This window comes from Natronolimnobius baerhuensis (assembly GCF_002177135.1).
GTDB classification, from domain to species: Archaea; Halobacteriota; Halobacteria; order Halobacteriales; family Natrialbaceae; genus Natronolimnobius; species Natronolimnobius baerhuensis.
In genome coordinates this window covers 566,111-589,229 of record NZ_MWPH01000001.1, presented here as the reverse complement: position 1 = coordinate 589,229, position 23,119 = coordinate 566,111, and the positions used below count along the sequence as shown (strand labels likewise).

Annotated in this window: 22 protein-coding genes; 11 read left to right on the top strand and 11 right to left on the bottom strand. The window is 62.6% G+C overall.

The features are described 5' to 3' along the window. Window positions 1-10: 10 nt before the first annotated feature. Together B2G88_RS02935 and B2G88_RS02930 are read right to left on the bottom strand one after the other, a co-directional pair. Window positions 11-403 carry an OsmC family protein gene (locus B2G88_RS02935; RefSeq protein WP_087713923.1) on the bottom strand — a complete coding sequence of 131 codons (393 nt, stop codon included), beginning with the start codon at window positions 401-403 and terminating at the stop codon, window positions 11-13. 157 nt (window positions 404-560) lie between these two features. Continuing rightward, window positions 561-1,265 (bottom strand): metal-dependent hydrolase, encoded by a 705-nt coding sequence (locus tag B2G88_RS02930; protein WP_087713922.1) that lies wholly within the window; start codon window positions 1,263-1,265, stop codon window positions 561-563. A 141-nt stretch (window positions 1,266-1,406) separates the two neighbouring features. Here B2G88_RS02930 and B2G88_RS02925 point away from each other — a divergent pair, with 141 nt between their 5' ends. The 5 genes from B2G88_RS02925 to B2G88_RS02905 all read left to right on the top strand — a co-directional run bounded on the left by B2G88_RS02925 (window position 1,407) and on the right by B2G88_RS02905 (window position 7,541). Next, the gene (locus B2G88_RS02925) at window positions 1,407-1,670 is read left to right on the top strand and encodes a hypothetical protein (protein ID WP_054863032.1); all 264 of its coding nucleotides are present in this window, start codon (window positions 1,407-1,409) and stop codon (window positions 1,668-1,670) included. Window positions 1,671-1,752: 82 nt separating this feature from the next. After that, the gene (locus tag B2G88_RS02920) at window positions 1,753-3,900 is read left to right on the top strand and encodes a DHH family phosphoesterase (protein WP_087713921.1); all 2,148 of its coding nucleotides are present in this window, start codon (window positions 1,753-1,755) and stop codon (window positions 3,898-3,900) included. A gap of 167 nt (window positions 3,901-4,067) precedes the next feature. After that, the gene (locus B2G88_RS02915) at window positions 4,068-4,574 is read left to right on the top strand and encodes an SHOCT domain-containing protein (protein WP_087713920.1); all 507 of its coding nucleotides are present in this window, start codon (window positions 4,068-4,070) and stop codon (window positions 4,572-4,574) included. 132 nt (window positions 4,575-4,706) lie between these two features. Continuing rightward, on the top strand, window positions 4,707-6,377 hold the full coding sequence (locus B2G88_RS02910; RefSeq protein ID WP_087713919.1) for a tRNA uridine(34) 5-carboxymethylaminomethyl modification radical SAM/GNAT enzyme Elp3: 1,671 nt from the start codon (window positions 4,707-4,709) through the stop codon (window positions 6,375-6,377). 117 nt (window positions 6,378-6,494) lie between these two features. Continuing rightward, the gene (locus B2G88_RS02905) at window positions 6,495-7,541 is read left to right on the top strand and encodes an ATP-binding protein (protein WP_087713918.1); all 1,047 of its coding nucleotides are present in this window, start codon (window positions 6,495-6,497) and stop codon (window positions 7,539-7,541) included. Window positions 7,542-7,569: 28 nt separating this feature from the next. Here B2G88_RS02905 and B2G88_RS02900 read toward each other — a convergent pair whose 3' ends face one another. Beyond that, on the bottom strand, window positions 7,570-8,355 hold the full coding sequence (locus B2G88_RS02900) for an HpcH/HpaI aldolase family protein (protein WP_087713917.1): 786 nt from the start codon (window positions 8,353-8,355) through the stop codon (window positions 7,570-7,572). A 72-nt stretch (window positions 8,356-8,427) separates the two neighbouring features. Continuing rightward, window positions 8,428-9,231, bottom strand: coding sequence for a ZIP family metal transporter (locus B2G88_RS02895; protein ID WP_087713916.1), 804 nt, complete (start codon window positions 9,229-9,231; stop codon window positions 8,428-8,430). A gap of 138 nt (window positions 9,232-9,369) precedes the next feature. Here B2G88_RS02895 and tenA point away from each other — a divergent pair, with 138 nt between their 5' ends. After that, window positions 9,370-10,056, top strand: coding sequence for a thiaminase II (gene tenA / locus B2G88_RS02890; protein ID WP_054863031.1), 687 nt, complete (start codon window positions 9,370-9,372; stop codon window positions 10,054-10,056). A gap of 352 nt (window positions 10,057-10,408) precedes the next feature. Beyond that, on the top strand, window positions 10,409-10,810 hold the full coding sequence (locus B2G88_RS02885; protein ID WP_054863049.1) for a hypothetical protein: 402 nt from the start codon (window positions 10,409-10,411) through the stop codon (window positions 10,808-10,810). A gap of 9 nt (window positions 10,811-10,819) precedes the next feature. Here B2G88_RS02885 and B2G88_RS02880 read toward each other — a convergent pair whose 3' ends face one another. Then, complete coding sequence (locus B2G88_RS02880) at window positions 10,820-11,479, bottom strand: hypothetical protein (RefSeq protein WP_054863030.1); 660 nt, start codon at window positions 11,477-11,479, stop codon at window positions 10,820-10,822. A 152-nt stretch (window positions 11,480-11,631) separates the two neighbouring features. Next, entirely contained in the window at window positions 11,632-11,808 is a 177-nt protein-coding gene (locus B2G88_RS19400) for a hypothetical protein (RefSeq protein ID WP_176393163.1), read from the bottom strand. A gap of 169 nt (window positions 11,809-11,977) precedes the next feature. Between B2G88_RS19400 and rqcH the strand changes: the two genes are divergently transcribed. Both rqcH and B2G88_RS19855 read left to right on the top strand, forming a co-directional pair. Further along, window positions 11,978-14,146 (top strand): ribosome rescue protein RqcH, encoded by a 2,169-nt coding sequence (gene rqcH, locus B2G88_RS02875; RefSeq protein ID WP_087713915.1) that lies wholly within the window; start codon window positions 11,978-11,980, stop codon window positions 14,144-14,146. Between the two features lie 98 nt (window positions 14,147-14,244). Then, window positions 14,245-14,922 (top strand): hypothetical protein, encoded by a 678-nt coding sequence (locus B2G88_RS19855; RefSeq protein ID WP_245835279.1) that lies wholly within the window; start codon window positions 14,245-14,247, stop codon window positions 14,920-14,922. A 34-nt stretch (window positions 14,923-14,956) separates the two neighbouring features. Here the strand turns inward: B2G88_RS19855 and B2G88_RS02865 are convergent, their stop codons facing one another. Together B2G88_RS02865 and B2G88_RS02860 are read right to left on the bottom strand one after the other, a co-directional pair. Further along, on the bottom strand, window positions 14,957-16,153 hold the full coding sequence (locus B2G88_RS02865) for an ABC transporter ATP-binding protein (protein ID WP_394335700.1): 1,197 nt from the start codon (window positions 16,151-16,153) through the stop codon (window positions 14,957-14,959). Further along, window positions 16,134-17,948 (bottom strand): ABC transporter permease, encoded by a 1,815-nt coding sequence (locus B2G88_RS02860; RefSeq protein WP_087713913.1) that lies wholly within the window; start codon window positions 17,946-17,948, stop codon window positions 16,134-16,136. The genes B2G88_RS02865 and B2G88_RS02860 overlap by 20 nt, the downstream gene beginning before the upstream one ends. Window positions 17,949-18,053: 105 nt before the next feature. On the opposite strand from B2G88_RS02860, the gene B2G88_RS02855 reads away from it, so the two are divergent. Further along, window positions 18,054-18,368, top strand: coding sequence for a thiamine-binding protein (locus tag B2G88_RS02855; protein ID WP_054863047.1), 315 nt, complete (start codon window positions 18,054-18,056; stop codon window positions 18,366-18,368). A gap of 150 nt (window positions 18,369-18,518) precedes the next feature. On the opposite strand, the gene B2G88_RS02850 is transcribed toward B2G88_RS02855, so the two are convergent. Both B2G88_RS02850 and B2G88_RS02845 read right to left on the bottom strand, forming a co-directional pair. Then, entirely contained in the window at window positions 18,519-19,640 is a 1,122-nt protein-coding gene (locus tag B2G88_RS02850) for a thiamine ABC transporter substrate-binding protein (protein WP_087713912.1), read from the bottom strand. Window positions 19,641-19,702: 62 nt separating this feature from the next. Next, the gene (locus B2G88_RS02845) at window positions 19,703-21,472 is read right to left on the bottom strand and encodes an asparagine synthase-related protein (protein WP_087713911.1); all 1,770 of its coding nucleotides are present in this window, start codon (window positions 21,470-21,472) and stop codon (window positions 19,703-19,705) included. Between the two features lie 122 nt (window positions 21,473-21,594). On the opposite strand from B2G88_RS02845, the gene B2G88_RS02840 reads away from it, so the two are divergent. Then, window positions 21,595-21,864 carry a hypothetical protein gene (locus tag B2G88_RS02840; protein ID WP_054864172.1) on the top strand — a complete coding sequence of 90 codons (270 nt, stop codon included), beginning with the start codon at window positions 21,595-21,597 and terminating at the stop codon, window positions 21,862-21,864. A gap of 25 nt (window positions 21,865-21,889) precedes the next feature. Here the strand turns inward: B2G88_RS02840 and B2G88_RS02835 are convergent, their stop codons facing one another. Next, complete coding sequence (locus B2G88_RS02835; RefSeq protein WP_087713910.1) at window positions 21,890-23,089, bottom strand: MFS transporter; 1,200 nt, start codon at window positions 23,087-23,089, stop codon at window positions 21,890-21,892. Window positions 23,090-23,119 lie beyond the last annotated feature (30 nt).

The following is a 23,119-nucleotide window of genomic DNA, read 5'->3' as shown; positions in this document are numbered from 1 at the left end:
GAGTCGACGATCAGGCGGTGCCTTCGACGGTCATCTCGGCGTACAGCTCCGACTTCAGCGCATCGTGGACCTTACAGAGTTCGTTCGCTCGCTCGAGGATTTCATCGCTCTGCTCGTCGTCGACGTCCGCCTCGAGGTGGATATCGAACGTGATCGACTCGAGTTTGTCGTCGTCGTTGAGGTCGCCAGTGACGTCGATTTCGATGGCGCCGAGGTCCTCGACACCGCGTTGCTTGCTCGCGACTCGGAGCGCGGGGACGTAACAGGAGGCGTAGGCGGCGAGCAAACTCTCGAGCGTGTCGGGTGCGTCCTCGCCGTTGGCGTCGATTGTCGTCTCGAAGTTGCGGATTTCGTTCGTGGCGCTGTAGCCCTCCTCGGAGACTGTCGTGACCTGTTTCGACATAGCACTCCGAGCGTCCACAGGGAGGGACCTAAACATTGTTCTCACCAGCACGACGGTCTGTCGAGCAAGAATACAGGATGATAAAACGGGGTCACGGCAGGCGACATGCTCCGACGAGTAGTGACTCCTCGAAACTCGAGCGGGACGCGCAACGTCGTTACTCGAGGGCAAACGGCTCGTCAGCCTCGAGGATGTGAACGTCGGCGTCGCTGACGGCGGCCTCGAAGTCTGCGGGGTCCTGTTCAATCGGCGGGAAGGTGTCGTAGTGCTGTGGGAACGCATGCGCTGCGCCGGTCCAGTCGACGGCGACGCCGGCTTGCTCCGGCCCCATGGTGAAGTGATCGCCAATCGGCACGATAGCTGCGTCGGGCTCGAGATAGTCGCCGATGACGTCGCGCATCTCGGACATCAGAGCGGTGTCGCCGGCGTTGTACAGCGTCGTCGAGTCGTCGGCGGTTGGGTCGCCGTCAGCGATGACGAACCCAGCCGGCATGCCGCCGCTTTGGTCGTTTTCGGTCATGATGCCGTTCGTGTGGTCGGCCCGAACCATCGTGACCGTCGCGTCGCCACACTCGACGGTGCCCCCGAGATTCATCCCCATCCCGCCGACGGCGTCCTCGAAGCCGAACTCCGCCTCGCAGTAGGAGACGAGTTCGGGCGTTGCAACTAGCGTCGCCTCGGCAAACGCCTCGGCGTGGGCGATGTGGTCGGCGTGGCCGTGTGTCAACAGGACGTAATCGGGCGTCTCGAGGTCTGATGGCTCGAGGTCGGTCTTCGGATTGTCGAAGAACGGATCGATCAGCAATTCGGTCTCCCCAACGGTGACGTGCCACGTCGAGTGACCGTACCAAGTAAGCTCCATAGCGTGTGTTCGATTGGCTCGAAACGGCCTTAAAAGTAGGTGACCGCGGGTGCTCTTGTGGTTCTCGGGACTCTCTGTTCGGGTCCAACTCACAGCAGCCAATGCCACGACGTTTTTTATTCGGGGACCGTACGAGGCTTCATGCTTGCACTAACACTCGAGGACTTCATGGTCGAGTTGAACGATGGCGGAATCAAAAACGTCGGCCCGAAGAACAAGTCGGCAACGGTCAAACTATTTGATGTCGAGGACGCGGAAGCGCGTGAGTTCGGTGACAAACGCGCCAAACTCGTCTTCGAGGACGAGGAGGGCAACGAAATTCAGGTGTCGCTTTTTCCCGAACAGGTCCGAAAACTCGCAGACGACATCGAGACGCTCGAGGCGGAATCGCCGGCGTTTGAGTGATCGATTCGGACCGATGGGTCGTCGCTGCGGCGCGAAGACATTTCGACAACCGTTTTAGGGCGAACCTGCTTGAACCGAGTAGATGGGTAACTGTATCATCTGCGGCACAGCTGTCGACGGGAAGATTTGCGAGAGTCACGAGGAGGACGCCGTCTTCGAGTTTACCGGCTCGTCTGCCTCGCAGCTCTCTCCCGGACGGTACTACCGTGGGACCGTCGATGGCTACGCTGACTTCGGCGTCTTCGTCGATGTCGGCGATCACGTCACCGGCCTGTTGCACCGAAGCGAACTCGACCAACGACTCGAAAGTCTCGATTGGGAACCCGGGGACGATGTGTTCGTCCAGGTTCTCGACGTCCGCGACAACGGCAACATCGACCTCGGCTGGTCGATCCGCCAGCGCGAACGCGAGTTCCGCGGCAAACTCGTCGATACCGGCAGTGAGGAACTGCTCCCCGACGAAGCCGATTCCGACGAGGCCGACGAGGCAGACGCCGATGCGGACACTAACGACACAACCGCTGACGCAGACACGCCAGACGCGTCGGACACCTCGGCTCCGGCCGATACCAGCGCTGACGCAGATGCAGGCGACCTGCAGGCGGCTGCAGATCCCGGCAACTCCGGCGGCTCCGGTGGCTCCGTCGCAACCGAATCGTCTGCTGCGTCCACCCCGTCAGCGGAGGACGCGACCGACGCCGACGACTCCACTGCGGACGAACCCGCTCTCAACCGAACGACCGTCGGCGCAATCGACAACCAGATCGGGAGCATCGTCCGTCTCGAGGGCGAAATCACTGGCATCCGCCAGACCAGCGGCCCAACCGTCTTCGAACTGCGCGATGAGTCCGGCACCGTCGAATGTGCTGCGTTCGAGGAAGCCGGCGTCCGCGCCTACCCCGACGTCGAACTCGACGATGTCGTCGCCCTCGAGGGCGAGGTCGAACGCCACAACGGCGACCTCCAGATCGAAACCGAATCGCTCGATGTCCTCGCGGACGACGAGCGCGACACCGTCGTCGACCGCCTCGAGAGCGCAATCGAAGCGGAAGCCCGACCGACCGAGGTCTCGCTGCTGGCAGCCCACGACACCGTCGCTGCTGTCGAAGACGAACTCGTCGAGGCTGCGACCGCGATTCGGCGCGCAGTCATGGAAGCGCGCCCCGTCGTCGTCCGCCACAGTGCGACCGCCGACGGCTACGTCGCTGGCGCGGCCATCGAACGCGCTGTCTTGCCGCTGATCCGCGAGAAACACACCCGCGAGGACGCACAGTATCACTACTTCGAGCGCCGCCCACTCGACGGGCGCGTCTACGGCATGGACACCGCAACCGACGACGTGACCTCGATGCTCGAGGCACGCGACCGCCACGGCGAGCAACTGCCGCTGGTCGTCCTCGTCGATGCTGGCTCGACCGAAGAGTCCGTCGACGGCTACGACCTGCTCTCGATTTACGACGCCGAGTCGATAGTCATCGACGACAGTCATGCCGACGATGCAATCGTCGATGCCGTCTCCGTCGCCGCCGCGCCATCGCTTGCGGGCGCAGACATTTCGGACGTCACCTCGACGGCACTTGGCGCAAATGTCGCGGCCCACATCAACGACGACGTTCGCGACGACCTCGCACACCTCCCCGCTGTCAGCTACTGGGAGGACACCCCCGAGGCATACGTCGACCTCGCGACCGAGGCTGGCTACGACGAGACCGCACTCAGCGACCGGCGCGAAGCCGTCGCACTCGAGGCGTACTACCAGTCCTACAAGGACAAACGTGAACTCGTTGCTGACCTGCTGTTTGACGGCGATGCAGATGGCGACCTCGCAGCCCACGTCTCCGAGCAGTTCCGCGCGAAACTCGAGACCGAACTCGAGACGGCTCGCGAGAACATGACGACGGAAGACGTCGACGGCATTTCGGTCGCCGTCCTCGACACCGGCGCGTTCACGCATCGGTACAACTTCCCGACGACGACGCTCTTGCTCGATGAACTGCACCGCCAGCAAGACGAGTCGGCCGTCACCCTCGGTGTCGGTGACGACGAACTGCACGTCCGCGCAACCGACTCGCTGAACGTCCGCGATCTCGGCGACGCTGTCGCCGACCGCGTTCCTGATGCCGGCAGCCACGTTGTCGGCGGCCAGGACGGTCACCTCGAGTTCCTCCCCGGCGAACGCGACGCCGTCAAGGCGGCCGCACTCGAGGCACTCGGCGAGACGCTCGCGTAAGCACGACGACCGGACGCCAGTCCAGTCAGTTCCTCTCGACCGTTCAACCGTCCAGTGGCGACGCTCGTTCGAACCAGTTCCTTTCGAACGCCCAGTGGCGCACTCGAGGCGACTCGGGGCCGAGTCCAGTAGAAACAGCTTTCGCCCTGTCTGTCGTTTGAAACCGTATGAGTGACGATCCGGCGAGTCGGTTTCGCGAAAACGCCACGGAGATCGCGTCGATGGTCGTCACAGGGCTCTGGATTGCACTCCTAATAGGCGGGAGCAACCTTTGGTTGCCGATACTGCTGTTCGGATATATCGTTGTCATCCCGGTCGTGGCCCTCCTGTACGGTGACGAGGCGGATCGAGCGGAGTGGTGGGACGAGGAATCCTGGGACGACTGGTGGGGAACCGGCGAGAGCGAGGACGCAAGCGAGCGCGAAACCGCGTCGGCCGAGACACAACCAAGCACCGCAGGCGAGTCGACGCCCGGCGACGCCCTCGAGACGCTTCGCGAACGCTACGCCGCGGGCGAGATCACCGACGACCAGTTCGAACGCAAACTCGAGCGCTTACTCGAGACGGAATCGCTCGAGGATGTCGAGCAGTGGCACACCCAGAACGGTACGCAGAGTGAGCAGGCCAGCGAACGCAACGAACAACGAGACCGCTCGCTCGAGTACGACACTTGAGACGGATTGCTGTACCGATATACCGGCGCACCCGCCGCCGAGTCGCGGTTGTGCCGGAACTGACTGACAGGACCCCGTCTGTGCCTCGAGAGTCCGACACGCTTATTCGCGCCGCGCGTCCAAAGACGTGTAGTGAGTACCGAGACGCCCGATTCCGACGATCCCACCGAGACGGAAGCCTTCCGGCAGGTCTGTGAGACGCTCGTCGAGCGGATCCTCGCGGGCGAGATCGAACGCGACGACGTCGAGAAGGCCAAACTCGAGGCCTGTTCAGAGCACTCGGCACCCAAAGTGCCCAAGAACTCCGAACTCCTCGATCACGCGGCCCAGGAACACCGCGAGGTCTTAGAGGAGGTTCTCCAGCGCAAGCCCGTCCGGACCGCCTCCGGCGTGTCGCCGGTCGCGATCATGACCTCGCCCGAACGCTGTCCCCACGGAAAGTGTCTCTACTGCCCTGGCGGGCCCGACTCGGAGTTTTCGTCCTCCCAGAGCTACACGGGCGAAGAGCCTGCGGCCGCCCGCGGCGTCCAGAACGACTACGACCCCTACGGGCAGGTCACGCTGCGACTCGAGCAGTTGCGAGAGATCGGCCATCCAGTCGACAAGGTCGAACTCATCCTGATGGGCGGGACGATGACTGCCCGCAGCCACGACTATCAGGAGTGGTTCGTCAAGCGCGCACTCGAGGCGATGAACGACTTCGACGTGGACAAAGAGCCCGAACCGGCCGAAGGCGTCAGCTTCGCACAGGATCGCGAGGAGTACGAGTGGCAGTACCTCGAGGACGTCATCACTGAGAACGAGACGAACGACATTCGAAATATTGGGACGACGTTCGAGACGAAACCCGACTGGTGCGATCCCGAACAGATCGACCGCATGCTCGATCTCGGCGGGACGAAAGTCGAAGTGGGCGTCCAGACCACCTTCGAGCGCATAAACAGAGAAATGCACCGCGGTCACGGCGCACAGGCTTCAATCGAGGCCAACCAGCGCCTACGCGACTCGGCCTTTAAGGTCGGGTTCCACATGATGCCCGGCCAACCGGGGATGAGCAAGGAGATGTGTCTCGAGGACTTCCGGCGCATCTTCGAACAGGAAGAGTGGAAGCCCGATTACCTCAAGATTTACCCGACGCTGATCGTCCGCGGCACGGCAACGTACGACTGGTGGCACAAGGGCGAGTACGACCCACTTGGCAACGAGGAGGCCGCTGAACTGGTCGCCGAGATCAAGGATATGATTCCGCGCTATACGCGACTGCAGCGCGTCCAGCGTGACATTCCGGCGGACTACATCGACGCCGGCGTCTGGAAGTCGAATCTCCGACAGCTGGCCCGAAAGCGCATGGAAGACCACGACTGGACCTGTGACTGTATCCGCTGTCGCGAGGCCGGGATGAACGACGAGGAACCCGAAAACATCGAACTCGACGTCATGACCTACGACGCCTGCGGCGGGACGGAACACTTCATCTCCGTCGAGGACTTCGAGAAAGACCTCCTGATCGGTTTCTGCCGGCTTCGGTTCCCGAACGACCCGGTTCGGCGGGAACTCGAGAACGCGGCGCTGATCCGCGAACTCCACGTCTACGGCGGTGAGGTGACGATGGGTGAGGAAGGCGAATCGGGCCAGCATCAACACCAGGGGTACGGCCGTCGCCTGATGGAAACAGCCGAATCACTCGCTGCCGACGCCGGCTACGATAAGGTCAGCGTAATTTCGGGGATCGGCGCGCGGGAGTACTACCGTAACAAACTGGGCTACCACCAGGACGGACCGTACGTGAGCAAGCAACTCTAACGGTCAACGGATCGGAACCTTCATTTTAAGTGGAGAACCGATCCAACGTACTTACCTGAATAACCACAGCGTGGGAGTAGCAGCCAGTTTTACCCGTCGATGAATAGATCGGTGGATATGAGTAATTCTTCGCTCGGCAATCACCGTAACTTCCGCACCCTGTTTGATCACCTCGAGGGGGTTGCGCTCTGGACGGTGACGACACCCGGCGAGTTCGACTACATCAGCGCCGGCTTCGAGGAAATTTGGGGGATTCCGCCAGCGGAGGTCGAAGAAGACGTGAGTAAATTGCTTGAATCCATCCACCCCGATGACCGAGAGCGTGTGCGCGCAAATATCGAATCATCCAACCGCGAGCCCTCTAATACGACATACGAGGGCCGCGTTATTCGACCGGACGGCTCGATCCGGTGGGTGCTAACGCATCAGATTGTCCTGCAAAATCGTGACGGAGAGATCACCGAAGTCGTCGGCATCTGTACGGACATCACGGAGCAAAAGCATCGGGAACAGGAACTCGAGATCTTGAATCGGGTCGTCCGCCACGACGTTCGAAACGATATGGCTATTATGCTTGGCTGGGCCGAAATGCTCGAGGAACACGTCGACGACGACGGAGAGCCGTCCCTCCAGCACATCCTCGAGAGCGGCAAACACATCGTTGAGGTGACTGAAATCGCTCGTGACTATGTCGAGACGCTGTCGACCAACGACGAACTTACGGTCGAATCGGTTTCACTGTGTTCAGTCCTCGAGTCGGAACTGGCGCTTCGCAAAGAGTCTTTCCCGGAGGCGACGTTCGATGTCGACGATTCTCTTCCCGACATCGAGGTTGCTGCCAATGGGATGCTTACCTCGGTGTTTCGAAATCTGTTGAACAATGCCGTCCAACATAACGACAAAGACAACCCTGTCGTTGAACTCTCTTGTGAGGTGCGTACCGATACCGCCGTCGTTCGGATCGCTGACAACGGGCCCGGAATCCCGGACGAGCAGAAGGACGTGATCTTCGGAAAAGGTGAGAAAAGTCTCGGGAGTCCCGGCTCAGGAATCGGCCTCTATCTCGTTCAGACGCTGGTTTCTCAGTACGGTGGCAAGGTCTGGGCCGAAGACAACGACCCGACGGGAACGATATTCGTCGTCGAGCTCGCTCGAGCGACGTAACCCGATAGATGGTCGTACGACCGCCCAGTCACACACCGCCGTGTCCATCGAGTGCGTCCTCGAACATCGTAATCGCCTGTGTCGCGCCCGCCTGGATGTAGTCGATGTCGACGCCGGCCAAGACGAAGTCAAACCCGCAGTCGACCCAGCGTTCGATTTCTGCCTCCTCGAACGCCAGCGTTGCGACGGGTTTGTCGACTGCGTGGCCGGCCTCGAGCACCCGATCAACAGCTGCCAGAAAACCATCGCTCTCCGTCTCGCCGAACATGTCGAGCGCGGCAGAGAGGTCGGCAGGACCGACGAAGAGCCCGTCGAGGCCGTCGACGGCGGCAATTTCCTCGACGTTCTCGAAACCGGCTTCGGTTTCGATCTGGGCGATGGTCGCGATCTCGTCGTTCGCGTGCTCGAGGTACTCGGGGAAGGCCTCGCCGTAGCCGGTGCCGCGACCGTAGCCGACGCCCCGAACGCCGTCGGGCGGGTAGCGCGTGGCCTCGACCAGTTCGCGGGCGTCGTCGGCTGAGTCGATCATCGGGGCCATGACGCCGCTGACGCCCGAGTCGAGCACGCGCTTGATCTCCGTCGCGTCGTTCTCTGAGAGGCGAACGATAGAGCCGACTTCGCGGTCGGCGCTCCCAGCGTCGACCGCCCGAACCATTTCGGTGATCGTCTCGAGGGAGTTCGTCGAGTGTTCGCCATCGATCACGACCGCGTCGAACGCGAGGCTGGCGCTGAGTTCAGCGATTGCGGGATCGCTCAGCGCGACCCAGGTTCCAACGAGTGACTCCCGGTTACGGAGTTTTGAGACGAACGTCATAGTGACGTGTTAGCCTATCAGTAAGAAAAGGCCACGGGTGGCGGCACTCTTTTGACCGCTCTCGCACACGTCTCAGACCGCCAGTACCGTATCCACGACGAGCATCAGCGCGAAGCCGGCGATAAAGGTTGCCGTCGCCGTGTCGGCGTAGCCGTGGCCGTGGCTCGAGGGGACAAGTTCGCGGAAGACGACGGCGATCATCGCGCCTGCGGCGAAGCCGGCCGCGAGCGGGAAGAGTCCGGTAACGAAGCCGACGAGGGTGAACCCGACTGCGGCAGCGAGTGGCTCCGGAATCCCACCGGAGAGCGTCGTATAGAGGATCGTTTTCGGCTTCGAGAGACCAGCACGGACGGCGGGGACTGCCATTGCGAACCCATCGGGCACGTTCTGGACGGCGATGGCGGTGGCGATTGCAATCCCGAGTCCGGTCTCGCCGCTGGCGAATGCGATCCCAACGGCGAGGCCCTCGGGGACGTTGTGAATCGTCACCGCGCTGCCGACCAGGAGTGCCCGGCGGCGGTCGTCAGCGGTCGCCGGCGCTGCCCCATCGTCGGCCTCGGTCTCGAGCGCTGCCGTTCCCTCGAGTTGTCCGCCGCGAAATCGGAGGTGGAGATGCGGGAGGAGCGCGTTCGTCACGAGGAGAAAGCCCGCACCAAGCCCGATTCCGACGACGACCTCGAGCGGCGTCCCCAACTCGAGGCCGGGGACGACGAGCGCGAACATCGCGGCCCCGACCATGACGCCGGCGGCGAAGCCGAGTGCGCCGTCGTAGACTCGGTGACTGACGCGATCCGTGACGAGCGTCGGGAGTGCACCGAGGCCGGTCGCACAGCCGGCAGCCAGCGTCACGAGGACGACGAGTGTGAGACTCGACACACACGTGACACACGACGTGAGGGCAAAAGACACCTGCCGGCAGAGCGCACTCGTTTATGCTGTCACTGCACGCAACACTCGATAAGACGATTATAGTAGTCAGTTATAATTCACTCGAGGCGCTCGAGTAGCCCACTGATGGCGTTCAGTGACGACCTACTCGCAGACGGCGCATCGATCTGGGAGGCACAGAAGGCACATCCGTTCGTCGAAGAACTCGCCGCTGGGACGCTCGACGAGGCGGCGTTCCAACACTGGGTGAAACAGGATTATCGGTACCTGCTCGATTACGCGCGGCTGTTCGCGCTCGCCGGCGTCAAGGCCCGCGACGAGGAGACGATGACGCGACTGCTCGGCGTCGCCCACGACGTGCTCGACCACGAGATGGACCTCCACCGCGAGTTCGCGGCTGATTACGGCATCTCGAGGGCGGAACTCGAGGCCGTCGAGAAAGCACCGACCTGTGTCGCCTACACGAATTTCCTCGTTCGGACGGCCTACGAGGGATCACTCGCGGAGATTGCGGCGGCGCTCTATCCCTGTATGCAGGGCTATCTCGACGTGGGCGAGCACATGGCCGAGTTGGCTGACGGCGAACATCAGTACACGCCCTTTATCGAGATGTACACCGGCGAAGAGTTCCGCGATGCGACGGCGTGGTGTCGCGAGTTCGTCGACCGCTGTGGCGAGCGCTATCCCGGCGAACACGAGGCCATGCGCGAGGCGTTTTTGACGAGCGCAAACCTCGAGCATCGGTTCTGGGAGATGGCCTACACGCTCGAGGGGTGGGGGTCGACAGAGAGTGACTCTGTGAGTGCCAGATAAAACAAGTCAGCGCGGTTCAACCGTATGCGGGCTCGAACAGTGAGTCTGCCCGATGTCTGGTCGGCACTGTTGTGTCGTCGATCTCGAGTCGGTCTGTTTTGACTGCAACTACATAGCGATACGTAGAACAATAGTGAGTGTATGACGCCCATTGTTCTGTATTAATAACATCAGCTCATTCTGTTACTCTATAACCGTTCTACTCTGTCACAGAGTGTATCAGCATAGATGCCGCAGCAAAAGTTCTCGAACCGAACGTATTCGGGCCCCTCACCAACCAATATGATGATTTAGCCATGAAACGAATTTCCATCCGAAACACCTTAGCATGGGTGTGTGGAACAGGTGGCGTATGTCGGTGCCACGATTCGAAAACGGGAGGCGAGTTATTCAGAATTGGGACCGGGTGTTCGAAGCAGCACAAGCAGAGCCACGGCGGCAACTGATTTTCTCGCTGCTGGAGGCCCCGCCGGAGGCATCCGTCCCACTTCCTGAGAGTGCAATCAGTCCAACCGTCCCACCAGATCCGACTGCGCTTCGACAGGAGCTTATCCACTGTCACCTGCCACAGCTGGCTGATCGAGGATTCATCGAGTGGGAGCGTGACCCACTCATCGCGATGCGAGGCCCGCGATTTGCCGAAATTGGCACGGTCCTCGCCACCCTCGAGTCCGCTGCGCCGGACCTGCCTGATTCACTCGTTGAGGGCTGTCAGCGACTCGAGCGCAAGCGTGAACTGAATCAGGACTGCTGACTGAGAGCGCTAGTCAATCGAAATCTCGAGTTCGAGTATCCCGAGATACGAGGGGGCGTTTCCGCCGCTGGTGCGGAACTCGGTCGGCGTCGAATCGACGTACTGGTAGAACTCGTTTTGGGTCGACGGCATCATGACGCGGCCGTCTTCGCCCTGGAGGTATGCGGGCGCGTTGGTTTTGCGCATCCGTTCGACTTGCTCGTCCCAGTCTTCGCCGCCGTGGAGAAAGAGTCCGAACGAAAAGCGCCCGGATGCGACGGCGTCGACTTTTGTCTCGAACTGATCGGCTTCCTCGACTTTGTACTCCTCGTCGCTGAGCCAGGCGAGTGCTGCCAGCCCCTGCGTGCGCAGGAGGTAGACATCCCACGAGTTCGTGTTGTCGAACTTCGCCCAGCAGTTGCGCGGCCCGACGGTATTGAGTTCGACGCTGAATGCGGGCCGACCCCGTGAGCCAGTCGGCTCGTGGACGAACGTCGCGTCGTGGCCGGGAACACGAATCCCGCGGTCGTGATAAACCACACCGTCGGCGTCGATTCCGAGGTCGTTGTGGGCGTTCAACTGCTCGAGCAGGTCCAGTATGGCGATCCCGCCGTCGGCCTCGAGTTGCTCGAACAGGGATGGAATCTCGCGGACGTCTTGCCATGGACGGTGGCCACTCGGCGTGCTCATGGGTGTCCTCCGGTTCGCTCGAACGAGTTCGATTGATCGACGGGAGCGCCGTTCATAGGTGTGTGAAACGGGTCGGCCCGGATTAGCCTTTCCGACCACGGCGGACGGATCGTCGCGGCTGCCGGCACGTCCCGTCCCCATCTCACCGCTCGCTACCTGCGCCCTTCCGTGCGGAAATAGTGAAATTCGGATAGCTCGAGAGCGACTCCAACGATGCCGACCGGAAGCGCCAGGACCAACAGAAGTGCGCCGGTACCGAGGGCCAACTCGCCGAGTCCGCCGACGAGTGCGAGTACCATCGCGAACCGCTGGATTGCTGCGCCGAGCATATCGATGACGTCTCAGTAGTCGAACTGTCAGACGATAATTGATTCGGTTGGACCGCGCTTGGAACGGAACGAGAGTGCGTCCTCGGTTCGTCCGCTGAGTGATCGAACGGCCTTGATCGAGTCCGGTTCGGAGCGACACGCCTTTTTGACAGCGCCGGGCACTGATAGTATGGAGCAAAAGCGGGAGCTTACGAGCGTCGACCTTGCCGCCCTCGTCGAAGAACTCGGCGCGTTCGAGGGTGCAAAGGTCGACAAGGCCTATCTTTACGGCGACGACATGGTCCGGCTGAAGATGCGGGACTTCGACCGCGGGCGGATGGAACTCGTCTTCGAGGTCGGTGAGACCAAGCGCGCCCACACAGTCGCGCCCGAACGCATCCCCGACGCGCCCGGCCGACCCCCCCAGTTCGCGATGATGCTGCGCAATCGCCTCTCGGGCGCGGACTTCGTCGATGTCGAACAGTACGAGTTTGACCGCATCCTCGAGTTCATCTTCGAGCGCGACGACGGGACGACCCGGATCATCGTCGAACTGTTCGGTCAGGGGAACGTCGCGGTCACCGACGGCGAGTACGAGGTCATCGACTCCCTCGAAACCGTTCGCCTCAAGTCCCGAACCGTCGTTCCGGGCTCGCGCTACGAGTTCCCTGACACGCGGACGAATCCGCTGACGGTCTCTCGAGAGGCCTTTGATCACGAGATGAACGACTCGGATACGGACGTGGTTCGGACGCTCGCCACACAACTCAATTTCGGTGGTCTCTACGCCGAGGAGGTCTGTACCCGCGCCGGAATTGAGAAGGCGATGGATATCGAGGAGGCCGACGAGGGCGTCTACGACCGACTTTACGAAGCCATCGAGCGACTCGCACTCGACATCCGCAACGGCAATTTCGAGCCGCGACTGTATCTCGAGCGCGAGGAGGATGGCAACAATGGTGACGACGACAGTGACGACGGCGACGACGGCGACGCTAGCGAACAGGTCGTCGATGTCACGCCGTTCCCGCTCGAGGAACACGAGGCCGAGGGACTCGTTGCGGACGGCTACGACTCTTTCCTGGCTGCACTCGATGACTACTTCTTCCGACTCGAACTCGAGGAGGAGTCTGCGCCGGATCCAACGGAACAGAAGCCGGATTTCGACGAGGAGGTTGCCAAGTACGAGCGGATCATCGAACAACAGCAGGGCGCGATCAGTGGGTTCGAACAGGAGGCTGATGATCTGCGCGAGCAGGCCGAGTCGCTGTACGCCGAGTATGGGCTGGTCGACGATATCCTCTCGACGATTCAGGACGCTCGTGAGCAGGACCGACCGTGGGAGGACATCGAAGCGCGCTTCGAGGAGGGAGCCGAGCAAGGTATCGAAGCGGCCGAGGCAGTCATCGACGTCGACGGCAGCGAGGGTATCGTCACCGTCGAGGTTGACGGCGAGTACATCGACCTGGTTGCTCACGACGGCGTCGAGCAGAACGCTGACCGGCTTTACACCGAAGCCAAACGCGTCGAGGAGAAAAAAGAAGGCGCACTCGCAGCCATCGAGGACACCCGCGAGGATCTCGAGGATGCAAAGCAACGCCGCGAGCAGTGGGACGCAGACGACGGCGATGACGAGGACGAGGGTGACGACGAGCACGCGGACACTGACTGGCTGTCGATGCAGTCCGTCCCGATTCGGGAGAACGAGCCGTGGTACGACCGCTTCCGCTGGTTCCACACCAGCGACGACTACCTCGTGATCGGCGGACGCAACGCCGACCAGAACGAGGAGTTAGTCAAGAAATACCTCGAGCCGGGAGATCAAGTCCTCCACACGCAGGCCCACGGCGGCCCCGTCACCGTGTTGAAGGCGACCGATCCGAGCGAGGCGTCCTCCTCGGACATCGAACTGCCCGACTCGAGCATCGAGGAGGCCGCCCAGTTTGCGGTTTCCTACGCGTCGGTCTGGAAGGATGGCCGCTACGCGGGCGACGTCTACGCCGTCGACTCGGATCAGGTGACGAAGACGCCCGAAAGCGGTGAGTACCTCGAGAAAGGCGGGTTCGCAATTCGGGGTGACCGAACCTACTACGACGACACACCAGTTGGCGTCGCCGTTGGCATCCAGTGTGAACCGTACACGCGCGTCATCGGCGGCCCGCCGTCGGCTATCGAGGGCCAAGCCGAGACGATGATCGAACTCGAGCCGGGTCGGTACGCGCAGGCTGATGCAGCAAAGCGACTCTACCGGCAGTTCCGCGAGGAGTTTACGGACGAGTCGTTCGTTCGGAAAATCGCGAGTCCGGACCGCATCCAGCACTTCATGCCGCCGGGCGGCAGCCGAGTGATCGACGAGTAAGACTGCGGCGACGGTCTGTGGTCAATACAGGATTCGTCCGTGCTGACCACACTTCTGGCACCCCTTCGGTTTAAGTATCAAAGCGTAGACAGTAGTCTATGTCTAACGATACCGTCCGGCATGAACGCGGGCTCGAGAACGAGTCGCCCGCAGGACTCCGGCGTGCGAGTGCGGCATTAGTTGTCGCCGGGATTCCGTTTTTCGTCGGTGGGGCACTCGTTATTCAGACAGATACGCCGCCGTCGCTGTCGCCGACGCTTGGGATGCTCAGTCACGCGTTGTGGGCGCTTGCGATTGCGATTCTGGCAGTTGGCGTTGTCACGTTGGTTCGCTATGAACCCGCGCTCAGACGCGGACTCGCTGGGTATCTCAGCGTCGGCGTGCTCGGACTGGGTGTCTATCACGGCTTGCAGTGGGTCACCTGGGCGTACGTCGATGTCCGTGGGTCGGCGTTCGCCGAGCACGAACAGGTCCTTGACGTGATTGTCGTCCCGTACGGGGCGGGACATTTGCTCATGTACTGTATTCTCCTCGGAACTGCCGTTTCCCTGCTTGGCTGGGCGCTCCATCGAAGCGCACTCGTTGCTCGCGCTGTCGGCTGGGCGGGCGTCGTCCTCGGCGCGCTGACGGTCGTCGCGGCGACGATTTCGCTCGTCTCCGCGTTCGGCGGCGGTTCAGACGGTCACGCCCTGTTCGATGGGGCAACGTTGCTTTTGCCAGTGCTTTACCTGTGGGCGATGGTACTCGGCGGGAGTCTCTACCGACAGGCAGAGTGACTCACGTCCCAGAAACACCTGCCCGTGTGGCGCATTATGGCCTGGCAAGGACGTGTACATCACCAGGGTCGAACACAAGAGTCACCTCACCCGTTGGCGGGTCACGGCTCCGCGCGACAAGGGCTCGAGTACCCCACTCGAGGTGGACGCGAGTCGTCTCGCCGAGGAACTCCGCGCTGGCGACGCTTGCAGTCGTCGAATTCGCCGAATTAGGCGCTCGCATCACCTCGCCGGCACCCGATTCCTCGAGTTCGAGGTGCTCAGGTCTGATGCAAAACGAGACCGCGTCGCCGGGTTCGACGGAGCGATTCGAGACATCGATTGTGAACGTCTCGAGTCCGACATCGACGCGTACGAGCCCGTCGCTTGAGTCGTCGACTGACGTGACAGTTCCGGAAAAGACGTTGTTGTCACCGATGAATTCGGCGACGAAGCGGGTTTTGGGGCGGCGATAGATTGTTCGCGGTGGCGCAACCTGTTCGGGTTTGCCGTCGCGCATGACGGCGACGCGGTCAGAGACGGCCAGGGCTTCCTCCTGATCGTGAGTGACGTAGATCGTCGTGATTCCGAGTTCTCGCTGAATCTCTCGCACCTGAATCCGGAGTCGCTCGCGCAGTTGCGCGTCGAGTGCGCTCATCGGCTCATCGAGCAACAGGACATCGGGACCGGGTGCCAGCGCGCGCGCAATTGCGACGCGCTGTTGCTGGCCACCCGACAGCTGGTCTGGTTCGCGCTCGCCCATCCCCTCGAGGTCGACCAACTCGAGCAGTTCGTCGACGCGCACGTCGTCGGGAACGCCGCCGGGTGCGTCGGCGAACGTGAGGCCGTACGCGACGTTCTCGGCAACGGTCATATGCGGAAACAACGCGTAGTTCTGGAAGACAACGCCGACGTCGCGATCCTCCGGTGGGACGCCAGTGACATCCTCGCCGCGGAATCGAATCGTGCCGCTGGTCGGCGTTTCGAAGCCGGCGATCAGTCGGAGTGTCGTTGTCTTCCCACAGCCCGAGGGGCCGACGAAGGTGTAAAACTCGCCCTCGCGGACTGCAAGCGAGACGTCGTCGACGGCCGTCGTCTCGGCATACTGTCTGGTGACGCCCTCGAGTTCCAGTGTGATTGGGGCGTCGGGGTCCGGTGACGGACCCGCGGCGTCGTCGGTCGCCCGCCGGTTTTGCTCTTGCTCTCGTGGCCGCTCACTCGAGCGCGGCTCTTCAGATACCAAAGCTCTCACCTCCGAGTCGGTCGATCACGATGAAACTGATGCTCGTGACGACGAGTAGGACGACACCCATTGCGGTTGCCGGTCCGAGCCGACGCCCCCTGAACCGTTCGATTGCGACCGGCATGGTGTACTGGTCGGTCCCCGTTGCAAGGATGACTGTCGAGGAAAACTCGCCCATCGAAATCGCGAAGGCGAAAGCCGCGCCAGCGACGACTCCCGGCCAGATCAGGGGCAGTTCGATGTCGACCAGCGCTCGCGTTCGTGACGCACCGAGCGCCCGCGCGGACTCGATCAGCGACCGGTCGACCGACTCGAGGCCGGGCGCGACGGTGCGGACGACAAACGGGTAACACGAAACGGCGTGGGCGGCAACGATGGCGACAGCCCCGGCGACCGAAATCCGCCAGCTACCAATCTCGAACCCGAAGACTGGGCCACGAAGCAGGCCGATGCCGACGATGATTCCGGACACCGCCAGCGGTGCCATCAATACGGCGTCGACAAGCTTTCGCCCGCGGTACCGACGCGTCGTCAGTACGGAGACAACGACGCCCATCGGCAACGCAATCGCGAGCGCGCCAAGCGCAAAGAGAAGCGAGTTCCGGACGGCGTCCCAGGGGCGAACCTGAAACGCCGCCGCGGTCTCCTGGCGCTCGAGGAGGAATCGGTAGTGCTCGAGGGTGAGGCCGCTCGAGCCACTGACACTCGCATAGAGCAGGCTCAGGACGGGCGAGACGAAGACGAAGAGAGCGACGACGCCGTAGAGAGCCAGTCCGAACCGCGGTGCGAGTTCCCGAACTGAGAGCGATGGTGGAGACAGCGACCGTCGTGGCAGCGGACGAATCCCACGCGAGCGGACGACGTGCGTAGCCTCGTACCGGAGATAGCCATAGAGGACGCCCAACGAGATGAGCAGTTCAATGATCGCAAGCGCGGCTGCCTCGGCATAGTTCAAATCCTGAATTTGCCGGTAGACGAACACCTCGACGGTCGCAAACTGGAACCCACCCAGCGCGAGGACGATAGGGAAGGTGCCGAAGGTGAAGACGAACGTGAGCGCGCCACCCATCAGCACGGCTGGATACAGTTGCGGGGCGACGACGTCTCTAAACGCTCGGAACGGACTCGCGCCGAGACTGCGCGCCGTTTCAATCGCGCTCGCGTCGACCGACTCCCAGGCTGCGGTCGTCACGCGCGCGACCAGCGGCGCGTTGTAGAAGGCATGAGCCAACAGGATGACCTCGAGCGAGGGGACCAGCGAGACGGAACCGAGCCCGACTGCGCCCAGCGCAGCGTTGAACGTCCCGTTCTGGCCGAATGTCGCGACGAACCCGATGGCGACCATGATCGACGGCAGGACGAACGGGAGAATCGTCAGCGCACGCAGCGTCCGCCGACCGCGGAACTCATACCGAGCTAACAGGTAGGCTGCGGGCACTCCGAGGATGACGCTCAACAAGGTCGATAACGCCGCCTGGTAGGCCGTAAAGCCGATAACGCCGATCCGGCGGTCAGCCGAAACCAGATCGGCGGCGACGGCGAACGGTGACTCCCCCTCAAAAAGTCGCGCAAAATCGCCGAAATACAGCGGATCGCGCAGGACCTCGAGAAAGACCGAGAAGGTGAGAGCACCCTGGACGTAGATCGACTCGAGAAAGACCGTCGCGACGGGGTAGTAAAACAGGGCCACCAACACGAGTGTCGTGGCGACGGCGAGGGCGGCAATCGCGCGGCGTTCGACGCGGTTCTGGACGCGACGCATGACGGTCTCTGTCTCGGCGTCGGCTGTGGTTGGTTCGGTCATACTAATTGGCCCTCCGTCCTCGAGTCGGCTGGGTTCGGACAGTCACCCGAGACTGTGTCGTCGTCGAACCCAACGGCTATGGGCCGGTCGACACAACCCGGTGGTATGAGCGTGTTTGCACTCCTGCGCGTGACGCCAGTAACCGACGACGACATCACCGAAGACGTCGCTGCCGCGATTGATGCTCTCGAAGAGCACGACGTCGAGTACGAGACGACGCCCATGGCGACGATTCTCGAGGCCGAGGACGTCCACGAACTGTTCGCGGCGTGTGCGTCGGCCCACGAAGCCGTCGGGACCGCCGAAATCCAGACGCTGGTCCAGGTCGAGGAGAAACGGGAGGTCGACCTCTCGACCGACGACAAAATCGATGCCGTCGAGTCGGAACTCGGGCGCGAGGCGCGAAGCACCCAGGAATAAGGACGGTATCGGCGAGTCCGCCGACGATTCGTGCTGGGTAGTCGACATCGACGAGTCGAGCGATGCGTCTCGCTCGCACCCTGTACTCGAGCAGCGGGAGTCGGTTCGTGAAACACGTCAGTGATTCTGTTGCTGGTATCGATTCCGTCCTTAGCTGCTCCCGACGACTTCGCGTTCCCACTCGTCGAGCCACCCGGTGAGGTTGCCCTCGAGTTCGTCGTAGCCGAAGAAGACGGTCTCGTCGGGTTCGATAGCGTACTCGGCGTAGGCCTCGGGCGGTTCGGTTTCGTCGTTGACGGGGCCGGTAACGTTGCGCTCGGCGATGACGCCCTGCACTTCGGGTTCGAGGATGAAGTCCATGAACTGGTGGGCCAGTTCGTCGTTGGTGCCATCGGCGAAGCGGGCCATTCCGGCCATGTTGGCATAGCCCTGATCGTGGAGCGTCGAAACCTGATGTTTGTCGAGGTCGTTGCCGAAGCGACTGGCGTAGACGCGGTCGTTCGTGTAGGAGACGACGACTGGGACGTCCTCCGACTCGAACTGCGTGTAGACATCGTCCCACGAGTTGAGGACTCGGACATCGTTGTCGATCAGGTCCGACCAGTAGTCGAGATAGTCGTCCTCGCCGAACATGTCTATCGACCAGAGGAAGAACAAGAGTCCCGTCGTCGAGTCCTGGGGGTTCGCGAGTGCGATCTGTCCTTCATACTGCTCGTCGAGCAGGTCCTCGAACGTCTCGGGCGCTTCGACGTTCCGGCCGTCGTAGACGATGCCACAGTGGCTGCGAAAGACCGGTACCGCGCGGTCGTATGGGTCGAAGTAGTATTCATCGCCGATGTCGGCGGCATTCGAGAGTACGCTCTCGTCAGTCGTTGTGAACATGTCGCCATCAATGTGCTCGTCGACTCGGACGAGGTTCTGTGGCCGGACGCCGAGATACAGTTCGGCTTCGATGTCCTGACCGTCGTTGTGGCGTTCGGCGTAGTAGTTCAGTTCCTGTTCGGGGAATTGCCACTCGAGTTCGACGTCGTGGCGGTCCTCGAACTCGTCTTTGATCCACTCGCCCGGACTGTCGCTGGGGGCGTCGACGAACGAGGAGTAGGTGCCGACAGTCAGCACCTCGTCTTCGTCAACGGACCCAGTGGTTCCGCCGTTTCCGTTGCCATTCCCATTTCCGTCACCATTGCCACCGTCGATATCGATTGCAGAGCAGCCAGCGAGGCCGGCTGTCGCAATCGCCGTCCCGGACGTAAGAAACGTGCGTCGTCTCATCACTCCGTGGTCGCACCCGGTGGTACGTAAGGGTCGCGCTTCGAGGATCTTTCAACCGCCAATCACGAGCGCGCGTCACTCGAGTCATTCGAATCGCCTATCGGCAGCGATAACGGGCCGTCCGGAACGGCGCTCTCGCCGTCGGTGAGGTCCAGTCGTCCCGTTTCGGCCAGCGTCCGAAGCGCGTAGAACCCCCGCTCCGTCGGCACTCGCTTGAGGACGGCGTCGTCGACCGCGCCGTCCCACGCCAGCGGGTGCTGACCTGGCTCGCTCCAGACTGACCGCGGCGCGAGAAACGGCGGGTCCCAGTCGCCCCCGCGCTCGGTGAACTGACATGCTGGCGTGTGTCGAACCAGCGCGAGGTGGCGGTCGACCGGCGAGAGCGTTCGGTCCGTGATCGCGGCCCGTTCAGCCGAGACGTCGGCGACTGCACGATATCGGTCGACGGCGAGACGCGTATGGGCGCGCTTTTCGCGACGGTGCTCGAGTGGCACCCGCTGCCACGCGCGGACGTAGGCCGGATCCCACAGCGGAAGCCACCAGTCGACGCCGGCATTCTCGTAGGCCCGAAGATCGCCGTTGGTGAATGTCGACATGCGCCCGCGCCACTCCCAGCGCTCGTACGCGGCGGCGGCGCTTTCGTGGCCGTCGATCATCGCCGGGTCGCGCCCGCCGAGCAGCCCGCGCCGGATCCGCTCGCGCGCGGCGGCGCGAAACGCGTCGTCATCCCAGTCCCACAGGCTGTAGTGGGTCTCGAGGACGTACTCGAGGAGTCCCTCGAGCGAGGGGTCAACGGTTTCGCGCTCGTGGTCGGGGTCGTCGCCGGGACCGCAGCCAACGTGGTCGCCGTTTCCGGATCGCGATTCGCCCGCGAACACCGGCACCCGCTCGCTCGGCGTCGCGACCGTGTGACCGGGACAGTACAGCGCGTCCGCGGGGAGCCGTCCGTCCTCGAGCAACAGCCTGAGCGCGGGCCACTCGGCGAGAAAAGGGAGCGCGTCGCCACCGAACGCATCTTTGCGGTACTGTTTACCCGCCTCGCCGTGGTACCACTTCCGCCACAGCGACTCGTCGTAGGGGAGAAACTCCCAGCGGATTCCGAGTCTCGAGGCCACCTCGCGACTCATCTCCACATCGGGGTGGCCCGAGCGGCCGAACGTGAAGCCGATCACCTCGCGCCCGCGCTCGACGAGCGACGCAGCGAGCAGCCGCGAGTCGTAACCGCCCGACAGCGACAGGACAATCGGTCGGTCTGCGGCGACCCGTTCTAGTCGGTTGAGGGCGGTCTCGAGCGCCGCCTCGAGTTCCGTCGCGTGGTCGGGTCCGTTCGCTTTCTCGCTCCCGTCGTCGTCACTCTCGAGCGAGCCGGCCGGCCAGTACTCGCGGTACGTCCGCCGACGCACGGTTCCACCCTCGAGTTGCACGACCTCGCCCGGCTGGACGGCACGAACGCCGTGCCAGATCGTCTCCGGCCCGGTCACGTACCGCGTGAGCAGGAACTCGCTCTCGGCGATGGGATCGCGGTCGGCCTCGGTCGCGTCGCGGACGACGCGGCCATCCACATCGTAGTACAGTGGGATCGAGCGTGCGCCGTCGGCGACGAGCGTCGTGCTCTCGTCCGTCGAGAGCACGGCGGCGTAGAATCCCTCGAGTTCGGCGGCGGCATTCGCAACGGTCTCGAGCGAGTCCGTGGCCGGTGCGGTTTCGACGGCGTCCAAAAGGTGCGTTGCCAGGGCCTCGCCCCGGAGCAGCCGTCCGTCGGCGAACGCCCGACCGCGAACCGCGACCTCGTCGACGCGCGTCCAGTCGGGTCCGCGCAGCGTCGTCTCCATAGGTTGTGGTCTGCTTTCCGCGAGACGTATATAGAGTCGACGGCTGGGCCCCGGTCTTTGTTTTCACCCTCGCCTGCAGCGACAAGGACAGCGTACACGGGTGAGGCTGGTGACGGTCTCGTATGACGGACGCAGCACTCGGCACCGCGACAATCGTCTACGAGACCCCCGACGGCGAGATCGACGAGGTTACTGTCGATAACGAACACATCGCCTTCTTCCAACAGCACTGGCTGTTCGCCTACGACGTCGACGACGACGGAAACGACATCGTCCGACGGGTTCCCCACGGCCGCGTCCACTACGTCGAACGCTCCGTCGAGGAACTCGAGGATACGTTCGATACGACGGTCGATAAGGCGAAGGACAAACTCGAGGAGATTCGGGACTGAGAGGAGCGGAGTCCAGAAACGAGCGTTACGCGGTGTTACCCTGTGGAAGCCGGTCAGCGCTGGCGAGGACGCCCATCACGAGTACGATGAGGGCGACGAAGATCGCGTAGCCCTGGAAAACGCGGGTGTAGCCGAGACCAGCCTGTGCGAGCAGGCCGACGGCGACGCTGCCGGGCGCTTGCATGAGCATCATGGTCGCGCTGAAACCCGAGTAGGCGCTGGCGCGGTTCTCGTCGGGGAGGGTATCGAGCAGGTAGGCGTCGGCGACGGGGAACAGACAGTGGACGATCAGTCCCATCGCGACCGAGACGAGCGCGATTGCAATGAACCCCTCGACCATGGTGAGCGCGAGCAGCGTGGCGACGAAGCCGACGAGCGTCGCGAATAGCACCGGGAGATAGGAGAATCGATCCGCGAGTCGACCAGCGATAACGAACGAGGGGACGCCGGCGGCGAACATCACGGTCAGTAGCGTCGTGGCCTGTCCAGGTGGAATGTCTTTCGCCGCACCGAGGTAGGTCACGTAGAAGTTGAACACGCCCTGCCAGACGAAGCCCGCGAAGCCGACAAAGATGATGCCGACGGCGATCAGTCGCCACTGTCGCCGAATCGCGCCCAGAAAGTCGCGGTCGTCAGCGCCGGCCGTCGGCATGTCGGCGTTGGTCACCGCAACCCGGAAGACTATCGTGACGACGAACGCGCCGACGGCAATCGCACCGAAGACAAGTCGCCACGTCCCGAGGATAATCGCGAGTGAGACCAGAAACGGCACGCTGACGGCTGCCAGTTGCGAGAACATCCCGCGGATGCCAACCGCCAGTCCAACCCGTTCAGGGTAGAGTTCGCTCACCAGCGGATTCGCGGCGATGTAGAAAACACCCGTCGCGAGCCCGACCAGAAACGCGCCGACAATTGTGTAGCGGATATCCGGCGAGATGGCGGTAAACGCCGACGTAATCGAGAGAAAGAGCCCCATCGCGAGAATCGTCCGCTGGCGGCTTACGTACGTCAGCAGGTAGCCCGTCGGCAACCTCGAGAGCGCGCTGCCGACCCAGACGGCCGTTGCCGCCAGCCCAGCCGTCGCGGGGTTGATTCCCATCTGGATGAAGACGTCAACCAGCGGCGCGAACGCGATGCGAACGCCGTTGACGAGAAACGAGAGCAGACAGATCGAGAGAAAGACGCCGAGGCGACCCGACAGCGCCGGTACGCGCTCGCGGATCATGCTCTTACTCGAGTCGACGAATTATCGAAT